The organism is Pseudomonas arabinosi (assembly GCF_047758675.1).
GTDB lineage: Bacteria > Pseudomonadota > Gammaproteobacteria > Pseudomonadales > Pseudomonadaceae > Aquipseudomonas > Aquipseudomonas arabinosi.
Genome location: NZ_CP180480.1, coordinates 5,222,220 through 5,240,951 on the forward strand (window position 1 = coordinate 5,222,220; position 18,732 = coordinate 5,240,951).

An 18,732-nucleotide genomic window follows, 5' to 3' on the forward strand; every position below is an offset into this window, starting at 1 on the left:
TACGAACAGACAGGCCGGCCCTCTCAGCCCATGTGCGCAACTTTTTGCGCAACTTTTAACCTTTATGATCCCGCACGGTTCTGATTTACGCCTTCGCGTGGACGCAGAACTTCATGGAACGCCAGCAACACCTCAAGGAGTCCGAGATGTTCAGCCCTGCCAACCTGACCCATTTCAGCCTGACCGTTGAAGACTACGTCGGCGACCTGCAAGTGCTGTCGTTCACCGGCACCGAAGGCATCAGCCAGCCGTATCGCTTCGACCTGGAACTGGTCAGCGAAAACCCCGACCTCGACCTGGAAACCCTGCTGCACAAACAGGCGTTTCTCGCGATGGACGATAAAGGCAGTGGCATCCACGGCCAGATCTACCGCGTCGCCCAAGGCGATGCCGGCAAACGCCTGACCCGCTACAAAATCTCCCTGGTGCCGCAACTGCAATACCTGCACCACCGCACCAACCAGCGCATCTACCAGCAGATGTCCGCGCCGAAAATCATCGCGCTGATCCTCGACGAACACGGCATCAAGGCCAACGCCTACAGCTTCCAACTCAGCCAACCCTGCCCGGACCGCGACTACTGCGTGCAGTACGACGAAACCGACCTGCACTTCGTCCAGCGCCTGTGCGAAGAGGAAGGCATTCACTACCACTTCCAGCACAGCTCCAAAGGTCATCTGTTGGTGTTCGGCGACGATCAGACCGTGTTCCCTAAACTCGGGCAGCCCACGGCGTATGTGCAAGGCAGCGGCATGGTCGCCGACGAGCCGGTAATCAAAGGCTTCAAACTGCGCCTGGAAACCCGCACCGGCCGCGTCACCCGCCGCGACTACGACTTCGAAAAACCACGCCTGCAACTCGAATCCGCCTACAAACCCGAGGCGCAAAGCGATGAACCGGACCTCGAAGACTACGACTACCCCGGCCGCTTCATCGACCGCGCACGCGGTAAATTCCTCAGCCAACGCGCCCTCGAACGCCACCGCGCCGACTACCGTCAGGCCGAAGGCAAAAGCGATCAGACCACCCTGGTCAGTGGCCACTTCCTGGAAATGTCCGACCACCCGCGCACCGAGTGGAACGACCTCTGGCTGCTCACCGAAATCTTCCACGAAGGCAAACAACCGCAAGTCCTAGAAGAGTCGGTGACCAGCGACACTACCGACCAAAAGGACGACTTCCACCAGGGCTACCGCAACCGCTTCCTCGCCACCCCGTGGGACGTGTTCTACCGCCCGGCGCTGGAACATCCGAAACCGCGTGTACTCGGCAGCCAGACCGCCATGGTCACCGGCCCTAAAGGCGAAGAGATTCACTGCGACCAGTACGGCCGGATCAAGGTGCAATTTCACTGGGACCGCGAAGGTTTGGCTGATGACAAAACCAGCTGCTGGATGCGTGTTTCTTCGAGTTGGGCCGGCGACCGCTATGGCGCCATCGCCATTCCGCGCATTGGCATGGAAGTGCTCGTCACCTTCCTCGAAGGTGATCCCGACCAGCCCGTGGTGACCGGTTGCCTGTATCACAAGGAAAACCAGGTTCCGTACGATTTGCCGGCGAACAAGACTCGCAGCGTGTTCAAAACCCTCAGCTCACCGGGTGGCGGCGGGTTTAATGAACTGCGGATTGAAGACAAGAAAGGTGCCGAGCAGATCTTTATTCATGCCCAGCGGGATTGGGATGAAAACGTTGAGCACGATCAGAAGATTCGCGTGGGTAATGAGCGACACGACACGGTCGAGCAGAACACCTACACCGAGCTGAAGGCCGAAGAACATCGCACCACGATTGCGGATCGTAAGGTAGAAGTGAAAGCCAACGATCACCTCACTGTCGGCCAAAACCAGCACATCAAACTGGGTACCGCGCAATTGATGAGCGCGGGCAAAGAGATTCACTTGAAAGCGGGCGACAAAATGGTGATTGAGGCTGGCATGGAACTCACGGTCAAGGCTGGCGGGAGCTTCATCAAGCTGGATGCCGGTGGTATTACCGTGGTTGGGCCGGTGGTGAAAATTAATGCAGGCGGTGCTGCCGGGAATGGTTCCGGGATTGCGATTTTGATGCCGGTGTTGCCGATACCCGCCCCGTCAGCGGCGGCTGGCAATCTGCTGGGAACGGCCCAACCCGGGATTGTGCCGCCTAAACTGGAATCCAAGCCAAAGGAGTACTTTTTCGACATCAAGTTGACTGATGTCCCTGGCGATGAAGGTTTTCCATTGGCCCACACCTCCTGGAAGATCGTTCAGGACGGCGAAGATAAACCGCTGCTCGAAGGTATGACCGGCGAAGACGGGCGGGTCAATATCGATGAGCCGCAACGCCTCAAGCTATCCGAAGCCTATTCACAGAAAGGCCCGTTGTGGCTGTGTTATCCGGGCCAACGCGTGCCGGTCGCGCTTCACCAAGAGCCCTCGGCGGCTGACAAGGAGCGCTTCGCCCTCGCCGCGCTGGACTTTCATGACAGCACAAAACACCGCACTATCAGCACCGCGAACAACGAACGCAGCAAACAGGATTTGCTCGTTGAAGGCGATCTGTACAGCCAACTGCAAGCCAGGGATGAATGACCATGACGAATTCCGCAACGCCTTATAACGGCATTCGCCACAAAGAAATCAGCCAGATCAACACCGCCGAGGGCAAAGCCCTGCCGGCGGTCAATGCGCCGGATTTCTTTATTCAGGACGAATCCGCATTCGCCCCCAAACGCAGCGGCAACCAAGTACGTTTTTTCACCACCGGCGAGGACTACTACAAGGACCTCGCCGGCGCGATTGCCGGAGCAACAAAATCCATCTTCATCACCGGTTGGCAGATCAACTACGACGTGACGCTGGATGGAAAACAAAGCCTTTGGGAATGCCTTCACAATGCACTCAAGGCCAATCCGACGCTGAAAGTCTTCGTCATGCCCTGGCTGAGTCCGGCGGCAAGTGTCGGCACCCATGATTTCGAAACCATGCTGGCGATCTTTCAGCTCAATGCCGGCCTGAAAGGTGCTCGGGCGTTCTGTACCCCGGCGATCCAGCAGAGCGACATGAAAGGCCTGGGCTCGACCTTTTCCCATCACCAGAAGTGCGTGGTGATCGACAACAAGATCGGCTACGTCGGCGGCATTGACCTTGCCTACGGCCGACGCGATGACAACAACTTCAGCCTCGACGCTCGCTCGCGCCAGGGCAACGACGCCTACAATCCCGGCATCCCGCACCTGGGCTGGATGGACATGCACAAGCACGTCAGCCGCACCGGCCTGCTGATGGCCACGCTGTTCGACTTGTCCAGGCCGGCCGGTCACGTCCCTGTCCTGCCGGGCGTCGTCAAAGTGCCGTTGCCTGCCACCGATGGCGTCATCAACGCCGGCGCGACCATTCAGAACTTCTTCGCCAGCCCGGCGGCACCCGCTATCGAATGGATGTCCAAGGCCGGCAACAGCTTCAAGGAACAGATCGGTGCAATCGACCCGTTGGCTTCAACCAGAAAATACCTGACCGACGCGGTTATTCGACAGATATCGGCGCTGATCAAACGCAACTGGGAAAACCTGCCCATCGCTGAACCCTTGAAAGGCCAGGTGAAAGTCTGGATCAGAGAAGTCGAAGGCACCGTTGGTAACCTGCAAGCGGCCCTGCGCTTGAAAAGCTATGAGCTGATCAACAAATGGATGAGCGCCACCGACCTGGGCCGGATGATCGCGATGTTCTGCGATAAAGGCTACGACGCTCTGCCGGCAGAGAAAATGGGTTGGTTGAACGACATCAACGAAGTCGGCACATCCCTGCTCGGACACTTCTATGCGCTGCTGCAGAGCCGCCTGGAAAACCGCGAGGAACCGTTCTACTACCTCGAGCACAAGCCACAGCCGCTGGCCTCTTCAGACTACAGTCGACTGGCCGATGATCAGCCGCGCATGCCGTGGCAGGATGTCCACAGTCGTATCGAAGGTCCGTCAGTCTATGACTTGTCACGCAACTTCATCGACCGCTGGAATGGCCAGCAGGCGTACATTGCCGACATCAAGAAACTGGAAAAAACCAACGTTATCGTGGCGGTCATGGAATGGCTGAACATGCTCGCCAAAGATGCCGGACTGACCAATCACCTGGACCTGAACAACCGTATCCAACTGAACCTGCCCACGCCTAAGCCAGTGTGGATCAACCAGCCGCAATCCCTCCCGACACCACCGGAAATGCTCCGCGGCGGCGTCAGCGTGCAAGTGTTACGTAGCGCCTCAGCCAACATGACCGCCCAAGAGGCTAAAGGCCGAAGCAAATCCAACGTCCACCTGCCAGTCCCTCCCGGCATCAATACCGGCGGCGTCCAGGCCAACTGCCACAGCGCCATGTTGCAGGCCATCTCGAGTTCGCAGCATTTCATCTACATCGAGAACCAGTTCTTTCAGACCGATTTTGGGGATGAGGGGGAGCTGCTGGATGGCAAACCATTGTCCGGACCGATGGCCAGTCTGCGCGACCCGTCCAGTTTGCGGCAGGACTATGTAGCGCGAATCAACCTGCGAAAAGCTTTGGAAAAGGAAGACTTTGCCGAAATCAACTGGCAGGAAGTCAACGCTATCGGCAAACAGCGCAATGAAGAGGCTCGAAAGTTTCTCGATGGGTTCTTCGCTATCTGGCAAACCAATGCGCAGGGCTGGCTTACCAGAAAACTCGGCAAAGAAGTGAAACTCACAAACACCATAGGCAAAGCCCTTGCTGACCGGATTGGGCGGGCAATTGAAGAAGATCGACCGTTCCATGTTTACCTTATTTTGCCGGTACACCCTGAAGGCGCGTTGAACGTACTGAACCTCATGCATCAGGTTCACTTGACCATGCAGAGTCTGGTGTTTGGCGACCAAAGCCTGGTGAAACGCATTCAGCGACATATGGCGATAAAGGCGATGATGGATCGCAAGAGCACACGTGCGGAGGCTGAGAAAATTGTCGAGCGCAAGGATCGAGACGAAGTGCCAGTGTATGCACAACAGGATTGGTCCAAATACCTGACCTTACTAAACTTAAGAACTTGGGACACCCTCGATGGTCGGGTGGTTACCGAACAAATATACATTCACAGTAAATTATTGATTGCAGATGACCGCGTTGCCATTTTGGGTAGCGCCAATATTAATGATCGAAGTCAATGCGGCACCCGCGACTCGGAATTGGCGGTAATTGTAAGAGATAGTGAATCCATCCCGATCAAACTGGACGGCAAGCACGATCATCAGGTCGGAAGATCGATAAACACATTACGTAGAGATTTATGGAAAAAGCACTTTGCGTTGAGCTTGACGAAAAATTCATCAATCGAACCGGCCAAGGGCCTAACTGACTATCTTGATCAACCAGCAGCGGAAGAAACCTGGAAAAAAATACAGTTACGAGCCCAGGACAACACAACTGCATACAACAAAGTTTTCGATTTCATTCCACAGGATAAAAGCCAAGTACAAACGTCTGAAGGAGAAATGCGAGGAAGGTACAAGAAGGGTGTTCCTGCATCCCTTTGGCCCACCTGGATATATAGAGCATTGAATGAGCCAAAAGTTGGCGGGAAGTTGGCATCACCTATGCCATATGAGAAAAGCTTTTGGGAAAGCTCTAATTTGACTCCTGAGAAAAAATTTAAACCCCCTCTAGGAATCAAAGGATTCATTACTGCGTTACCTACAAACTGGACACGAGGAGAAAACAATGACTCCGGTCTTAACCTGACCATCATTGCGGATATTCCCGAAAAAGCCTCCAGCGTGATGGTAGCCAGCAAACAAGACTCTTCAAAAGATGGAACACAACGGTCATGAAATTTCTCCTGGCAATACCTTTCGCCCTCACGTTATTGCCGGCAACATTCGTTCTAGCTGAGCCGTCCCGACCTGAATGCCTGGGCCGTATCACGTTCGATAGTCCCGAAGGGATGGAATGGGCGACCTTCACGTTCAGCCGCAGTCAAATCAGTGAAGGGGGAGGACATTCATTCAGCAAGGAAATTAGCGCTGTTGACGACTCCATTGCATACGACTACGACGGGTTGGTCATCCGAGTCAGCCAAAAGGTAGACCGCGAGAAACTTGATCGGCAGCGCAACTACATTTTTCGAAAATCTGAAGACTTCAAGAAATCGCTGCAAAAGGATCTGGACTCGAACAAAAGAATTTTGAAAGACCTGGAAGATTCGAACTACGCGTCAGCGGACGTCACCAATCAGAAAAACGATATCAACAAGCTGGAACAGTCGATCACCCAAGCAACGATCCACGAACATGACTTGGGTATTCCCGATGCTTACGTTCTGGGCAGTAAATCAACACCGCACGAATTTTTGCTATGGCGCAATTCACGCATTTACTACTTCAGCATGAACAACCCTGCTGCCGATTCCGCACAACGCATCAAAGACTTGATCGCCCGCTTCGAACCGCGCGACCTCTATCAAGTCCCCAAAGGCCCCGGCGTCTGCATCCCCTACGGCTTCATCCACGACGATGGAAAAACCGGTTTCAGCGTCAAAAACAGCCTGCGCTTCACCAGCACGCCGAACGTAATCATGAGCATCATCAACTCCTCGCAAGATGATCCAACCAAAGCCACCACAGGCACCTACGACACCGATCACCGCCCAGGCTACGACGCGGAAAAATGGAAAAAGTCGAAGATCATGGAGAAGTTTTATTTTGGTGAGCGGATGACCACACTGGAAGGCTGGCGCCTGGACCCTCGCCCCGAGTCCGGCGAGCAGGAACGCGCCTGGTTTGCCATTGCACATGTCGGTGGACTTGCCAGTCCATTGATGGCCGTGCAGATGTTCACATTCAAGCAAGGCACCGATGGACTGAAAGACCTGACGCCGCCACCCGAAGCGGTGGTTCCGCGGTTCTTGAAATTGACTGAGAGCATCAAGTCTCAGTAATCACGCCGTACGATTTCAGTGGAAAAGGAGGATGGATTTATTTATGAGATGGATATCGCTTTTAATGAATCAATTCGCCCTCTTTTTCGTGTTCGCCTTATCTATCAGCATTGGAGGTTCAGCGATGGCTACGTCTGCCTCCTATATATGCGTCCATGAAGTCGACAACTTGCCAGCTATCGATCCTGACGCTGATGCTTGGTACCGAGAGGCCGCGTTGCTAGCCAAACCCGATACGCTCAGACCTTGGGATCGAATTGTTGATCTGTACTCGAAAGCTGCCGAGCGAAATCATTGGAAGGCCATGCACAACCTTGCGGCTCTTTACAGAACGGGCTGGCCAGGTGGCGTAGAAAAAGATACGCAGAAAGCCCTTGATCTCTATCAGAAGATGGTGGAGCTGAATATTCCGCAGGGTTACTACGACATGGCGGCAATGATAGGTAATACGACAGGAGTCACCAACCCAGCCTCCGACGGCATCGCGTTTCTAAACAAAGCCGCAAAACTAGGGAACCCGGCGGCCCAGACAGAGCTTGGCAAACGCTACATTTACGAGGCAAAAAATATCGAGCTTGGTCTTAAGATTACACAGTGCGCCGCTGACCAAGGGTATGGGCAAGCAAACTATGAGTTAGGCGATTATTACAATATTGTTGCCCACAACTACCCGAAGGCACTGAGTTTTTATCAGATCGCTGTATCGCAGGGGCACGCTGGCGCCGCGTTGGTGATGGCAGACATCTTCGATAAGGACTCTCTTCCTCATGACGCTATGTGGTACCGACCGGATGAGAAGCAGGATGCGTTGTACAAACAATTACGTGTTCAGCTGAAAGAAGATCCAGAACTGCGCGCCCCAAACCTCATGAAAGACCACCCGCTACCCGCCCATCCCAAACAAGGCTTCGACGCCGAACACCCGGATCAGCGCCCATCGCTATAACCCGAATCCCCCATGGAAGACCCATCAATCAAGGAGCTACATCATGCGTAAAACACTCGGAATACTCGCCGCCATATTGCTGGCCATTTCAATTTTCAGTGCACTGATCGGACTGGGCGGTATCGCTGGCGCAGCCTCTGGCGGTGGAAGGGTTTCCGGTGACGTGGATGTCGCATTCATGGCGGCCAAAGTGCTCTTTTTCTTGAGCTTGGCCGGTGGCGTGGTTGCGATTTGCTGGCCAAAAGATAACGCCGAATAAAACCCTTCAAGACTCAGCAAAATACCGCCCCGGCGTCACCCCGAACGTTCGTCGAAACATCGCAATAAACGCGCTGACGTTTTCATAACCCAGCTCCAACGCAATCATCGTCACGGCCTCTCCTGCCGCCAAAAGCTCCAGCGCGCGCAACAACCGCGCGCGCTGGCGCCATTGGCTGAAGGTGAAGCCGGTTTCGCTGACGAAGCGTCGGGCCAGGGTTCGCGCCGACACCCCGCCCCACTGCGCCCATTGGTCCAGTGAGCGGTTGTCTGCCAGGTCATCGACCAACGCCTGAGTGATCCGGCGCAATCGCGGATCGTAAGGCAGCGGCAGGCCGAAAGGTTCGGCGGGCGATGCGGCGATTTCATCGAGAATGAGTTGGGCGACACGCTCCTGTCGCTCATCAAGGGCGCCCTGCCCCCAGGTCGCAGCGCGGTCGACGGCCTCTCGGAGCAGACCGGTGGTCACGATGATGCACGGTTGCTCCGGCAACTCGGCACAGGCCGGCGGCGCCACATAGACACTCCAGCCATGAAACGGGCCGTGGGAGCGCAAGCCGTGCAGGCAGTCCGGCGGAATCCACACCGCGTGGGTGGCCGGCACCACCCAATGATGATCTGCCGCGTCCACGGACAACAAACCGCGCCGTGCCCCCAGCAACTGGCCGCGGGCATGCTGGTGCAAGGCACTTTGGCGCTCGACGGGGCTGTCCTGAGTGACGGCGATCACCCGCGCCGCCGTGGAAGACTGCGCCAGCTCGGTGGATATCAGCGGTTTGACCATTGGCAGTTTTACGTTATCGAATGACCTGGATGACGCAGTTTAGCCATGAACAACCCTTTAGGCTGAACACTCATTCAACAGAGGAACACTCTTATGCGCGCTGAAGACCTGCTTCCCGACCATCTCGACCAAGGCCAATTCAACGGCATTGCTGTGCGCAAAGGCACGGTCGGGGCTTTTCTGATCAATGCGCGCAGGCTTGCCGATCCGGGTGCCAGCGAAGAACAGCGGCGTCTGGCCGAGCACGACATCGTCGAGGCTTTGCCGGCGTTACGGGCATTGAGTTTGTTCGAGATTCTGCAGGTGCGCGACGAGCGCCTGCGCGGATTGTGCGAAGGGCACTGACAGCCGCGCTCGCGATGGAGGGTCAGGCTGTGCAAGGATGTCACCCTGCCTCACCGCGAACCTGGGCGGACGCTGATCGAACCCTCGCAGGTCGATCACTGTCCCTTGGGTACGCGACGTTTTTTGCCAAGGATTGATATGACCAACCTCAACACTCAAACCGCATTTGTTCCCGGACGCCTGGAACAGATGTCCACGCGCATCGCCTTTTTCATTGCCGGTTTCGGCATTGCAGCATGGGCACCGCTGGTGCCCTACGCCAAGGCTCGGGCCGGGCTGGATGAAGGGACGCTCGGTTTGCTGCTGTTGTGCCTGGGGGTGGGGTCGATTCTGGCGATGCCGATGGCGGGGCTTCTGGCCACGCGTTTCGGCTGTCGCCGGGTGGTGAGCGCCGGGGTGTTGCTGATCTGTGCGGCCCTGCCGCTGTTGGCGACGGTGACGTCGATTCCGGCGTTGATTGCTGCGTTGTTCATGTTCGGCGCGGGCCTTGGCACAGTGGATTCGACGGTGAACCTGCAAGCGGTGATCGTCGAACGGGCCAGCGGCAAGACCATGATGTCGGGTTTCCATGGGCTGTTCAGCCTTGGCGGGATTGTCGGTGCAGCGGGCGTCAGCGCCCTGCTCGGCTTCGGAGTTTCACCGCTGGGGGCGACGCTGGTGGTGATCGTGATGCTGCTGATCGCCCTGGCCAAGGCCGCGCCGCACCTATTGCCTTACGGCAGCGAAAGTTCGGGGCCGGCGTTTGCCGTTCCCCATGGCATCGTGCTGTTCATCGGCGGGATGTGTTTCATCGTGTTCCTCGCCGAAGGCGCGGCGCTCGACTGGAGCGCGGTGTTCCTGGCGCAGGAGCGCGGGATCGACACCGCTTATGCGGGACTGGGTTACGCGGCGTTTGCGTTGACCATGACCGTCGGACGTCTGACCGGTGATTCGATCGTGCGTCGTCTCGGCGCTACCCGGGTGATTGTATTCGGTGGGTTGACGGCCGCGGCGGGCCTGTTTGTGGCGACCTTCGCCCCGAGCTGGGAAGCGGCGCTGGTGGGTTATGCATTGTTGGGGGCGGGTTGTTCGAACATTGTGCCGGTGCTGTACACCGCAGTGGGTAAACAGACGGTGATGCCCGAAAGCGTCGCCGTGCCGGCCATTACCACGCTGGGTTACGCGGGCATTCTTGCGGGGCCTGCGTTGATCGGGTTTATCGCCCATGGCAGCAGTTTGAGTTTTGCCTTCGGGTTGATGGCGGTGTTGCTGGTGGCGGTGGCCATTGGCGGGAAGGTATTGAAAGTCTGAAAAGCATCGCGAGCAAGCTCGCTCCCACAGGGGATCTTCTGTGAACACAAAAAATCTGACACTCTCTCAGCAACTGAGCCACACACTAAAAAAGACATTTTTCATAATAAAAAATGTTCCGTATCTATCGGTACGGAACAATCACCAGGCAAGGCTCAGGTTTGCACAGAACCTGCGACTCTTCTTTACTTCAGCGTATGTCCATCACCGAAACCAGCGGCGCTACACAGGTTTTTGCACCCCTGCCTATCCGCTGATGACCTTGTGCATGAGTGGTGGCAATCAGGACGACGACCAGCCGAACTGTTTGTAACGGGGCGCCGAAAGGCGCCCTTTTTCTACGCTGAAACCTGCCCCTGCAATCGTCGTCCGACGACATCCATCAAATCACAGCCATCGCGCAGTGAAGTCACCAACACCCGCGCCAGCTCACTGTGGACACCCTCGCCAAACGCAATGCTCTCCAGCAGTTGCGTTGCGGTACGAATGCGGTAGGCCGCGGTTTCATGCAACACGTCCAGTGGTGCTTCAGTGTCGATCAGCAATGATGGGATGTTGCAGTCGATGCCAGTGATAGGCATGTATCGATCCATGATGAAAAACCTCCATTGGGTAAAGGCACACGATTATTCAGCGCTGGCAGTTGGACGACCTTCAGACGATCCCCGGGGCGGTTCCAGGTTGTCCAGCGCTCGATTGACCAGCAATTCGCCCAGCGCGGACAGTTGCTGAATACCCACAATGACATGGCGACGAGGGCCTTCCAGTTCACGGGCGAGATCGGTGGCCATGACACTGAGGGAGGCGAGGGTTTCAGAGGCGTGACAGAGCAGGGATTCCGTGTCGACATCCGGAACGACGGCGAAGAAATAGTTGGCAGATTTGGGAGGTGTGTGAGTGCGCAGGGGCACGCTGACGAGTTGTTCGGTGACTTTGGCGGGACTGGATGAATCGACGTTGTCGTCGGCCGGAAGGCCTGACGGTTCGATTGCGATTGAAGTGATCTTTTTCATGCCGGAGCTCCTTGCAAGGGTAAGAAAGCGCCCGTCTCTTGCCCTCAACCAGGATTGGGTGACGGCTATACACGGCGGACCGGTAGATTTATTACCAGAAAATTCTATTTAATTAATCAAATAAATGAACATCTGTGTAATTAAATGATTCTCGCCAGATTAATATTTTTTGGCTCTTCCTAGTTACTGTAAGAAACTTCTACAACCCAAGTAGGCAGCGTCTTACATGCAATGTCAGAACTCAAACGCGGAAATAGAAAACATTCCACAGCTGTTTACCCGTGAGAAAAATTATCTTTTTTGTCTAGGGCGCAGGCGTGTAGGATGCTGCACTCAAAGCGAATCACCTCCCCACGTGCGATCTATTGCAACGACACGCAAATGGTAAATATTTAATGCACAAGAAAGATAGAACGGAAAAGTTAAAAAACAACATCAAGTACCTGATAAAGAGCCGTGGAGAGACTCGGCTTTCCTTGTGTAATGCTAGCGGACTGACCAGAACGACCATCTATAACATTTTGGAAGGAAGGGTTGTCCATGTACAACAATCTACCATTCAAAAAATATCAGATTTTTTTGGTGTGTCTTATAAAGAGATAGAGACAATAGATTTTGAAGAGAAAGAAACAATAGAGAGTAGTGTCTCACCCTATGGGAATATGAACCCTGCAGCAGTCCCGATCATTAGAGAGAGTTTACTAATTGAAAGTCTGGACAAAAGAATTGGTGAGTTAGCCATCACGCATCCGCTGACATATTACTTCGGAACGGCCTCCAATTTAATAGGCGTGCTTCTGGAGAATGATATTAGTTGGATGAATGAGTCAGGGGATCTCTTGATAGTCAAGAAGGGCCTATCGAGTGGTGATGGAGAAAAATTGGCATACGATAAAACAACAAAAAAACTACGCATTACCACTGACAGTTTTGACACTGACACCAGCTACATTATTGGAGCAGTGATCGAGGAAAGATTTAATGGTAATTAACAATGAAGCGGAAAATAGCAAATACAAACTATTGGGATTTGAAAAAAACAAAAACCTGGTCGTCATTATGGTGATCCCCACAGGAAAAATTATAAAAATAAAGATAGGCGAGGTATTAAGAAGCGAAATAATAGACAACCTAAGCAAGCTGGAAATCAAGGATATATACCGGAAATATTACTCTGGAGGGACCGCGCCAACCACCTACGAAATGAATGATCGCCATGAACGATCCTGGATGATCTATGTAGCTCTAAATGTACTTCTGCTTTCACTTTACATCTTCACAAATATTGCGGCGACTAAACTTGTCTATTTGCAATGGTTTGATCTTGTCATACCTCCTGCTGTTTTTCTTTATCCTCTAACATTTTTAGTTGTTGATTTGTTGAACGAGACCTACGGACTTAGATTGGCAAGGAGAGCGCTGCTATTTGCTTTTTCAAGTAATGCTTTAATCGTTTTACTGATGAACGCAGTCATCTATCTCCCTGGACTACCCGGATGGAAACTTGATGTACCGTATACAGAAGTCGTCACTCACGTATCATCAGTCCTAGTAGCATCATCAGTTTCGTTTCTTTTCTCGGAGTACGTAAACTCTTACTTGCTTTGTAAAATAAAAGAGCTCACAAACTCCAGATTTCTATTTTTGCGCGTGTTTTTTAGCACTTTCTTCGCAGTGATAATAGATAGCATTCTTTTTTGCTTTATTGCGTTTTATGGTGCAATGCAAAATAGCGATATACTTAATATGGTCTACGCGCAAATAGCGATAAAGATGTGCTTCGCTGTATTTAACATTTTTCCAGCTTACGGAGCAAGGTCATTATTTAAAAGATATATAGCAGGAGCCAAAACCACCTAAAGCTCGGGGAGAGCGCGCCTATTACAAATTGCGCACTCTCCCAACAACACAATGTCTTTCTATAATTCAATTTTTATTTTTAGACTATCCAAAGCTTCCGCTCTATTCCCCAGAAACTCACTCAATCCTTTTGAACGAAGACTACAAGCATCACAGTCGCCGCACCCACTTCCCATTATCCCGTTGTAGCAAGTCAATGTATGATAACGAATCAAATCCAGTTGCTTATGGTAATCAGCCAAAGCCCAAGTCTCAGCTTTATTAAGCCGCATAAGCGGCGTCTCGATTCGTATCTTATAGTCCATTCCCAAGTGGATAGCGCTGTTCAACACCTTAACAAACTCATCGCCACAATCAGGATAACCAGAGCTCTCTGTTTCACACACACCTGTGATGACAGCTTCCGCGCCCACTTGATAGGCATAAATAGAAGCCAACGTTAAAAACAGAATATTCCTGCCAGGCACGAACGTATCAGGCACGCCGTTCCCCGTACTCCTTGCAATTGGAATGCGGTCGCGCGTCAAGCTGCTAATGGCCAGTTCGCTCAACAATGAAGCGTCCAATACTTTGTGCACCTTCACGCCAAGCTGTTTCGAAAGCTGTTGCGCCACTTCGATTTCCGCACGATGGCGTTGGCCATAATCAAACGTGATGCAATGAATTTCATCGTACATCGGCAATGCATGGATCAAGCAGGTGGTCGAGTCTTGTCCGCCGCTGAAAACGATTACGGCCTTTCTGGTCATGGTTCGTTCTTCCTTGGGGTGTCTCGGCAGGGTGCCGGGGCCGTTGACCCTACCGGGAAGCTCAAATTCTGGGTGTGGGAGGTTTCCGAAATGACCGTCTCCGATTTCCGTTTGTGTCATTTCCATGCTGGATTCCCGAGGGATTTTCCAAACAGTCATCACTGATGACCCGCTTCAAACGGCAGTTACGCGGTCCCTGTGGGAGCGAGCTTGCTCCGGGCGGCGATCCGACGAAAGCAATTGATCACTCAACATTGATGCTGACTAACCTGCCGCTATCGACGGTTTCAAGCCTGTGGAAGATCCATTCTGTAACCCGCCCCAGGCGCACCTTCATGCAACGTCGACTGAATGTTCGCATACAAGGCGTTCGCCTCGTGGGTAGTGATTGATCGCGAACAATCACGCAGTACAACGCGCAGAAGCACATTTTCCTGGCCCGGCAGCAGTCCGAGGCGTTCAATTGCCTGCACAGGTAAATCCGAGAATCCCCAACGTCCCTTGACCTGCATCTCCTCGATCCAGTCAGAGTTGTCGCCAGCAGCTTGTAACATCCTCTCGGTCAACACTTCCTCACTTAACCCTGGCGTTACCGCCAACGAAATATCGCGAGCAATCGAAGGTAAACGTGATACAGCGCTCCAGGGATTCAAATCATGCATCTGCGCCTGTACTCGTACGTTCTGATCACGTAGCAAGCGAATATCCGGAATTCCCTTGCGCAACATGGTCAGTCGATCCAACCCCATCCCGAGCGCCAGCCCTCCATGACGCTGCGGATCAATCTTCAAGCGCTCTAACAAAGACGTAGCAATACGACCGCACTCCAGCACCTCGACCGGAGAGCCGTCATTCACCACATTCACTTCGATTCCACCCTCCGTGTAGTGATGCGGGCTATCACTGTAGACCCAACGCTTGTCAGGAACGGCTGATTTGAGGATATCGCTGACCAGACGCAACAAGTGGTCATGTGTCGACAGTTCCGGATCACCCAGCACCCAGATATCCATTTGATGTGGTTCTGCGCAATGCCAACGATCCCGACTATCTCGACGAAAAGTGATACCTGGCGCGGCCAGCAATATCGTCTCCCCCGGTTGCCGCACATGAGCTGCACGCTGAAGTGCCGCCGGAATTTGACTGGTGGTTTGTGTACGCAAAAGGGAACACTCATCGACCCAACGGGTGTGTTCACTCCCAAGAGTGACTTCTGCTGGGTCATAACCCAGCAAACCGTAATTTTCTTCAGCGGACACAATTCGTGGTCCGGTCTGAAGTTGCGCTTGGGGCCAGCCTTTTTCAGCAAGCCCCTGAAGAACTTCATTTAGCAATAGTCGGACGGCGTGATCGGGAGCGCTTGCCTCGGTAAGATCAACCAGTAGCAGGGCTTGATGGACAGACGTATCTGTCAGGTATTTCTTTGATACATGCACTATATAACCCTCTATTAACAGTTGGACATTTAGCCCTAAAAAAAACAAACCCCATAAATAAAGCTAACGACATCAGGTCATCAGCAACAACCAAAAAAAGGCGAATATTAAATTTTCAGAACAAGATTACAGATATGCCCTACACAAATAACCTATAGAGAGCTTTACGATGAACAACAGTCAGACCAATTTAAAAAACCCAACAAATCATTTAACACATCAAAAAATTTGTATTAATTAGCCCACTCCCTAACATTTCCGGGAGTACACACCAACAAAATAAAAAAGAAAGATCAGATAAAAAAGAAAAATAACAAAATCAACTCACAGATGAATGAAGGTATCAGTGGGGTTCATTTAGCTATTGGTGATGGATCTTCCGGCTATCACATAGACTTCCTTAGCCCAGCCGTGAGCGTAAGCCCAATACACTAGCAGTTCCATTGGTAACTAATTACTGATAGCGCAGAGCAATCGGACCGCGATTGGTTAATACGCCTGTTCCACAGCACCTGTCGCAAAGATACCTGCGACAGTTCCTACATACATCCCCCCAGTAGGAGCTGTCGTGCTCGCGATGGCGGTTTTACATTCGTAAGCGCTCCATGAACCCCACATTCAAAGCGCTTAGCTGATGCCGGATGCTGTGCTCCCGATTCTCTCAGGAGGCCAGCTCGTCATGATGCGACCCGACGCCAAAGTTGAAAAAGTTTATCTCTACCCCAAGCCCGTGGACTTCAGAAAGTCCATTGATGGCCTCGCTGCGCTGGTCGAGCTGGACATAAAAGTGGCGGTGTTCGATCCCGTGCTCTTCGTTTTTCTCAACAAGCCCCGTAACCGCGTGAAGATTTTGTACTGGGAGCGCAACGGCTTCTGCCTTTGGCTTAAGCGCTTGGAGTCCGAGCGATTCAAAACATCGCCTGATCTCAGCGATGAAGTGATCGTTCTGACCGTCCAGGAACTGAACTGGCTGCTCGACGGTTTTGACCTGTGGCGCAACCGTCCTCACCAGGTTTTGACTCCACGCTACGTAGCCTGACCCGGTATAATCCGGGCCATGATTTCTCTGCCCGACGATCTTCCTGATGACCCCGTTTTGCTCAAGCAGCTGCTGCTTGAGGCACTCAATCGCCAGGAAGAAGTTGCCCAGGCTTATCAGGCTCACATCCTCGACCTGAAAGGACAGATCAAGCTGTTGCGCGACCGCTTGTTCGGGCGTAAGTCCGAGCAGACAGCGCAGCCCAATACGCCGCAACTTGCACTGTTCAATGAGCCTGAAAGCGAGCCGATGCCATTGATCGGCGATGCTGAAGAAGTCGTTTCCCCGGTGCCGCGCCGAGGAAAACGTAAGGCGTTGTCGGCTGAGCTGCCGCGTGTCGAGGTCATCCACGAACTGCCCGAGCACGAACTGACCTGTGCCTGCGGTTGCCGCAAGCACGTGATCAGCGAAGAAATCAGCGAACAGCTGGATATCGTGCCGATGCAGATCCGTGTCATCAAACATATCCGCAAGGTTTACGGTTGCCGTGGCTGCGAAACGGCACCGGTCACCGCCGACAAACCGGCTCAACTGATCGAAAAGAGCATGGCCAGCCCAAGCGTTCTGGCCATGTTGCTGACCACCAAGTACGTCGATGGCTTGCCGCTGCATCGTTTCGAGACGGTGTTAAGTCGACACGGTATCGATATACCAAGGCAAACACTGGCGCGCTGGGTGATGCAGTGCAGCGAACACTTTCAGCCACTGCTGAACTTAATGCGCGACCGATTACTGGAAAGCCCGGTGATCCACTGCGATGAAACCCGTGTTCAAGTATTGAAAGAGCCAGGTCGAGACCCGACCAGCCAATCCTGGATGTGGGTACAAGCCAGCGGCCCGCCAGATCGCAAAGTCGTGTTGTTCGAGTACACGTCCAGCCGTGCGCAGGAGGTTCCGTTACGTCTACTGGAAAGTTATCGCGGCTATGTTATGACCGATGATTACGCGGGCTATAACGCCTTGGCGTTGCAGCCGGGGGTTGAACGGCTGGCCTGCATGGCCCATGCGCGCCGCAAGTTTGTCGAGGCTCAGAAAGTGCAGCCGAAGGGCAAGACGGGACGTGCCGATATCGCCCTAACAATGATCAACAAGCTGTATGGCATCGAGCGCGACCTCAAGGACGGCGATGATGGACAGCGTTTAATCGGCCGTCAGCAAAGGAGCGTACCGATCCTGGCTCAGTTGAAAAGCTGGTTGGAGAAAACGCAGCCCCAAGTAACGCCGCAAAGTGTGCTGGGTAAGGCCATTAATTATCTGGCCAGCAACTGGAGCCGGCTGGAGCGTTATGTAGAAGCCGGTTTTTTACCTATCGACAACAATGCGGCCGAAAGGGCGATAAAACCGTTCGTTATCGGTCGTAAGGCGTGGCTGTTCAGCGACACGCCCAAAGGCGCTACCGCCAGTGCTCAGATCTACAGCCTGATGGAGACCGCCAAGGTCAACGGGCAAGAGCCTTATACGTGGCTACGCCACGTACTGGAGCAGTTACCACATGCGCAGTCGGTGGCGGATTATGAAGCGCTGCTGCCGTGGAACTGTTCGCCAGAGATACGAAGTTAAGCCTGACCCTATCGTGGGTGGTTGGATCGTACGCTATCGAGACCTTTCGATATCCTTGGCTGTACTGCCAAATCCACCCAACACGTAATAGACTCGGTACGTTTTTTGGGCCTCCAAAGCCCTGTAAAAACGGAAAATCCTACCCCCGGTACAAAAATAGTCCTACCCCCGGTACAGGTCCAAAATGGCTCACATGAGCGCAGATAGGGCGTACTTCTCCATTTTCGTGGCATTTATGTGACATTTGAATGGCATTTAAATACCACAGAAATAGGGCCCATCTTTTGTGCCACCTGAAATACCTGGCCTTGGCATTTTTGTGCCACTGAAATAACCAAACTTTGGCATTTTTATGCCACTAAAATAGCCAAACATTGGCATTCTTATGCCAGCAAAATGGTAGGTAAGCTATTTATGTGCCACAGGTAGAGAAATATGGGGCGCCGCGTCTGGGATCAGGTGGTGACTTTGAATGTGGGGTTCATGGAGCGCTTACTTACATTCAACATTGATGTTGACAGGTAGTCCGCTTTC

16 protein-coding genes are annotated in these 18,732 nt (G+C 53.2%); 11 read left to right on the forward strand and 5 right to left on the reverse strand.

Annotated features, from left to right (window positions below; genetic code table 11):
* Nucleotides 1-146: 146 nt before the first annotated feature.
* The 5 genes from tssI to ACMXYJ_RS24450 all read left to right on the forward strand — a co-directional run bounded on the left by tssI (nucleotide 147) and on the right by ACMXYJ_RS24450 (nucleotide 8,123).
* Nucleotides 147-2,570 (forward strand): type VI secretion system tip protein VgrG, encoded by a 2,424-nt coding sequence (tssI, locus tag ACMXYJ_RS24430; protein ID WP_415757259.1) that lies wholly within the window; start codon nucleotides 147-149, stop codon nucleotides 2,568-2,570.
* A 2-nt stretch (nucleotides 2,571-2,572) separates the two neighbouring features.
* Nucleotides 2,573-5,812, forward strand: coding sequence for a phospholipase D-like domain-containing protein (locus ACMXYJ_RS24435; RefSeq protein ID WP_415757260.1), 3,240 nt, complete (start codon nucleotides 2,573-2,575; stop codon nucleotides 5,810-5,812).
* Entirely contained in the window at nucleotides 5,809-6,918 is a 1,110-nt protein-coding gene (locus ACMXYJ_RS24440; protein WP_415757261.1) for a T6SS immunity protein Tli4 family protein, read from the forward strand. The genes ACMXYJ_RS24435 and ACMXYJ_RS24440 overlap by 4 nt, the downstream gene beginning before the upstream one ends.
* A 124-nt stretch (nucleotides 6,919-7,042) precedes the next feature.
* Complete coding sequence (locus ACMXYJ_RS24445; protein WP_415760800.1) at nucleotides 7,043-7,864, forward strand: tetratricopeptide repeat protein; 822 nt, start codon at nucleotides 7,043-7,045, stop codon at nucleotides 7,862-7,864.
* Nucleotides 7,865-7,907: 43 nt separating this feature from the next.
* The gene (locus ACMXYJ_RS24450; protein WP_415757262.1) at nucleotides 7,908-8,123 is read left to right on the forward strand and encodes a hypothetical protein; all 216 of its coding nucleotides are present in this window, start codon (nucleotides 7,908-7,910) and stop codon (nucleotides 8,121-8,123) included.
* Nucleotides 8,124-8,129: 6 nt separating this feature from the next.
* Here ACMXYJ_RS24450 and ACMXYJ_RS24455 read toward each other — a convergent pair whose 3' ends face one another.
* Entirely contained in the window at nucleotides 8,130-8,906 is a 777-nt protein-coding gene (locus ACMXYJ_RS24455) for an AraC family transcriptional regulator (protein WP_415757263.1), read from the reverse strand.
* A gap of 93 nt (nucleotides 8,907-8,999) precedes the next feature.
* Between ACMXYJ_RS24455 and ACMXYJ_RS24460 the strand changes: the two genes are divergently transcribed.
* Nucleotides 9,000-9,251, forward strand: coding sequence for a hypothetical protein (locus ACMXYJ_RS24460; RefSeq protein WP_415757264.1), 252 nt, complete (start codon nucleotides 9,000-9,002; stop codon nucleotides 9,249-9,251).
* A gap of 138 nt (nucleotides 9,252-9,389) precedes the next feature.
* On the forward strand, nucleotides 9,390-10,541 hold the full coding sequence (locus ACMXYJ_RS24465; protein WP_056740119.1) for an MFS transporter: 1,152 nt from the start codon (nucleotides 9,390-9,392) through the stop codon (nucleotides 10,539-10,541).
* A gap of 338 nt (nucleotides 10,542-10,879) precedes the next feature.
* Here ACMXYJ_RS24465 and ACMXYJ_RS24470 read toward each other — a convergent pair whose 3' ends face one another.
* A complete protein-coding gene (locus ACMXYJ_RS24470) occupies nucleotides 10,880-11,134 on the reverse strand; it encodes a hypothetical protein (protein ID WP_033061103.1) in 255 nt (84 codons plus the stop codon).
* A 33-nt stretch (nucleotides 11,135-11,167) separates the two neighbouring features.
* Nucleotides 11,168-11,554 (reverse strand): DUF6124 family protein, encoded by a 387-nt coding sequence (locus tag ACMXYJ_RS24475; RefSeq protein ID WP_415757265.1) that lies wholly within the window; start codon nucleotides 11,552-11,554, stop codon nucleotides 11,168-11,170.
* Nucleotides 11,555-11,949: 395 nt separating this feature from the next.
* Between ACMXYJ_RS24475 and ACMXYJ_RS24480 the strand changes: the two genes are divergently transcribed.
* Both ACMXYJ_RS24480 and ACMXYJ_RS24485 read left to right on the forward strand, forming a co-directional pair.
* The gene (locus tag ACMXYJ_RS24480; protein WP_415757266.1) at nucleotides 11,950-12,546 is read left to right on the forward strand and encodes a helix-turn-helix transcriptional regulator; all 597 of its coding nucleotides are present in this window, start codon (nucleotides 11,950-11,952) and stop codon (nucleotides 12,544-12,546) included.
* Nucleotides 12,536-13,414 carry a queuosine precursor transporter gene (locus tag ACMXYJ_RS24485; protein ID WP_415757267.1) on the forward strand — a complete coding sequence of 293 codons (879 nt, stop codon included), beginning with the start codon at nucleotides 12,536-12,538 and terminating at the stop codon, nucleotides 13,412-13,414. Before ACMXYJ_RS24480 ends, ACMXYJ_RS24485 begins: the two co-directional genes overlap by 11 nt.
* 59 nt (nucleotides 13,415-13,473) lie before the next feature.
* On the opposite strand, the gene queC is transcribed toward ACMXYJ_RS24485, so the two are convergent.
* Together queC and ACMXYJ_RS24495 are read right to left on the reverse strand one after the other, a co-directional pair.
* A complete protein-coding gene (queC, locus tag ACMXYJ_RS24490) occupies nucleotides 13,474-14,163 on the reverse strand; it encodes a 7-cyano-7-deazaguanine synthase QueC (RefSeq protein WP_415760801.1) in 690 nt (229 codons plus the stop codon).
* A gap of 287 nt (nucleotides 14,164-14,450) precedes the next feature.
* Nucleotides 14,451-15,599 (reverse strand): hypothetical protein, encoded by a 1,149-nt coding sequence (locus ACMXYJ_RS24495; protein WP_415757268.1) that lies wholly within the window; start codon nucleotides 15,597-15,599, stop codon nucleotides 14,451-14,453.
* A 634-nt stretch (nucleotides 15,600-16,233) separates the two neighbouring features.
* Here ACMXYJ_RS24495 and tnpB point away from each other — a divergent pair.
* Both tnpB and tnpC read left to right on the forward strand, forming a co-directional pair.
* On the forward strand, nucleotides 16,234-16,638 hold the full coding sequence (tnpB, locus tag ACMXYJ_RS24500; protein WP_415756171.1) for an IS66 family insertion sequence element accessory protein TnpB: 405 nt from the start codon (nucleotides 16,234-16,236) through the stop codon (nucleotides 16,636-16,638).
* Between the two features lie 18 nt (nucleotides 16,639-16,656).
* Nucleotides 16,657-18,198: an IS66 family transposase gene (gene tnpC, locus ACMXYJ_RS24505; RefSeq protein WP_415756930.1), complete on the forward strand. Its 1,542-nt coding sequence runs from the start codon at nucleotides 16,657-16,659 to the stop codon at nucleotides 18,196-18,198.
* Nucleotides 18,199-18,732 lie beyond the last annotated feature (534 nt).

Coding starts and splice junctions, on each gene's coding strand:
- tssI (WP_415757259.1), top strand. CDS start 147: ATGTTCAGCCCTGCCAACCTGACCCATTTCAGCCTGACCGTTGAAGAC.
- ACMXYJ_RS24435 (WP_415757260.1), top strand. CDS start 2,573: ATGACGAATTCCGCAACGCCTTATAACGGCATTCGCCACAAAGAAATC.
- ACMXYJ_RS24440 (WP_415757261.1), top strand. CDS start 5,809: ATGAAATTTCTCCTGGCAATACCTTTCGCCCTCACGTTATTGCCGGCA.
- ACMXYJ_RS24445 (WP_415760800.1), top strand. CDS start 7,043: ATGGCTACGTCTGCCTCCTATATATGCGTCCATGAAGTCGACAACTTG.
- ACMXYJ_RS24450 (WP_415757262.1), top strand. CDS start 7,908: ATGCGTAAAACACTCGGAATACTCGCCGCCATATTGCTGGCCATTTCA.
- ACMXYJ_RS24455 (WP_415757263.1), bottom strand. CDS start 8,906: ATGGTCAAACCGCTGATATCCACCGAGCTGGCGCAGTCTTCCACGGCG.
- ACMXYJ_RS24460 (WP_415757264.1), top strand. CDS start 9,000: ATGCGCGCTGAAGACCTGCTTCCCGACCATCTCGACCAAGGCCAATTC.
- ACMXYJ_RS24465 (WP_056740119.1), top strand. CDS start 9,390: ATGACCAACCTCAACACTCAAACCGCATTTGTTCCCGGACGCCTGGAA.
- ACMXYJ_RS24470 (WP_033061103.1), bottom strand. CDS start 11,134: ATGGATCGATACATGCCTATCACTGGCATCGACTGCAACATCCCATCA.
- ACMXYJ_RS24475 (WP_415757265.1), bottom strand. CDS start 11,554: ATGAAAAAGATCACTTCAATCGCAATCGAACCGTCAGGCCTTCCGGCC.
- ACMXYJ_RS24480 (WP_415757266.1), top strand. CDS start 11,950: ATGCACAAGAAAGATAGAACGGAAAAGTTAAAAAACAACATCAAGTAC.
- ACMXYJ_RS24485 (WP_415757267.1), top strand. CDS start 12,536: ATGGTAATTAACAATGAAGCGGAAAATAGCAAATACAAACTATTGGGA.
- queC (WP_415760801.1), bottom strand. CDS start 14,163: ATGACCAGAAAGGCCGTAATCGTTTTCAGCGGCGGACAAGACTCGACC.
- tnpB (WP_415756171.1), top strand. CDS start 16,234: ATGCCGGATGCTGTGCTCCCGATTCTCTCAGGAGGCCAGCTCGTCATG.
- tnpC (WP_415756930.1), top strand. CDS start 16,657: ATGATTTCTCTGCCCGACGATCTTCCTGATGACCCCGTTTTGCTCAAG.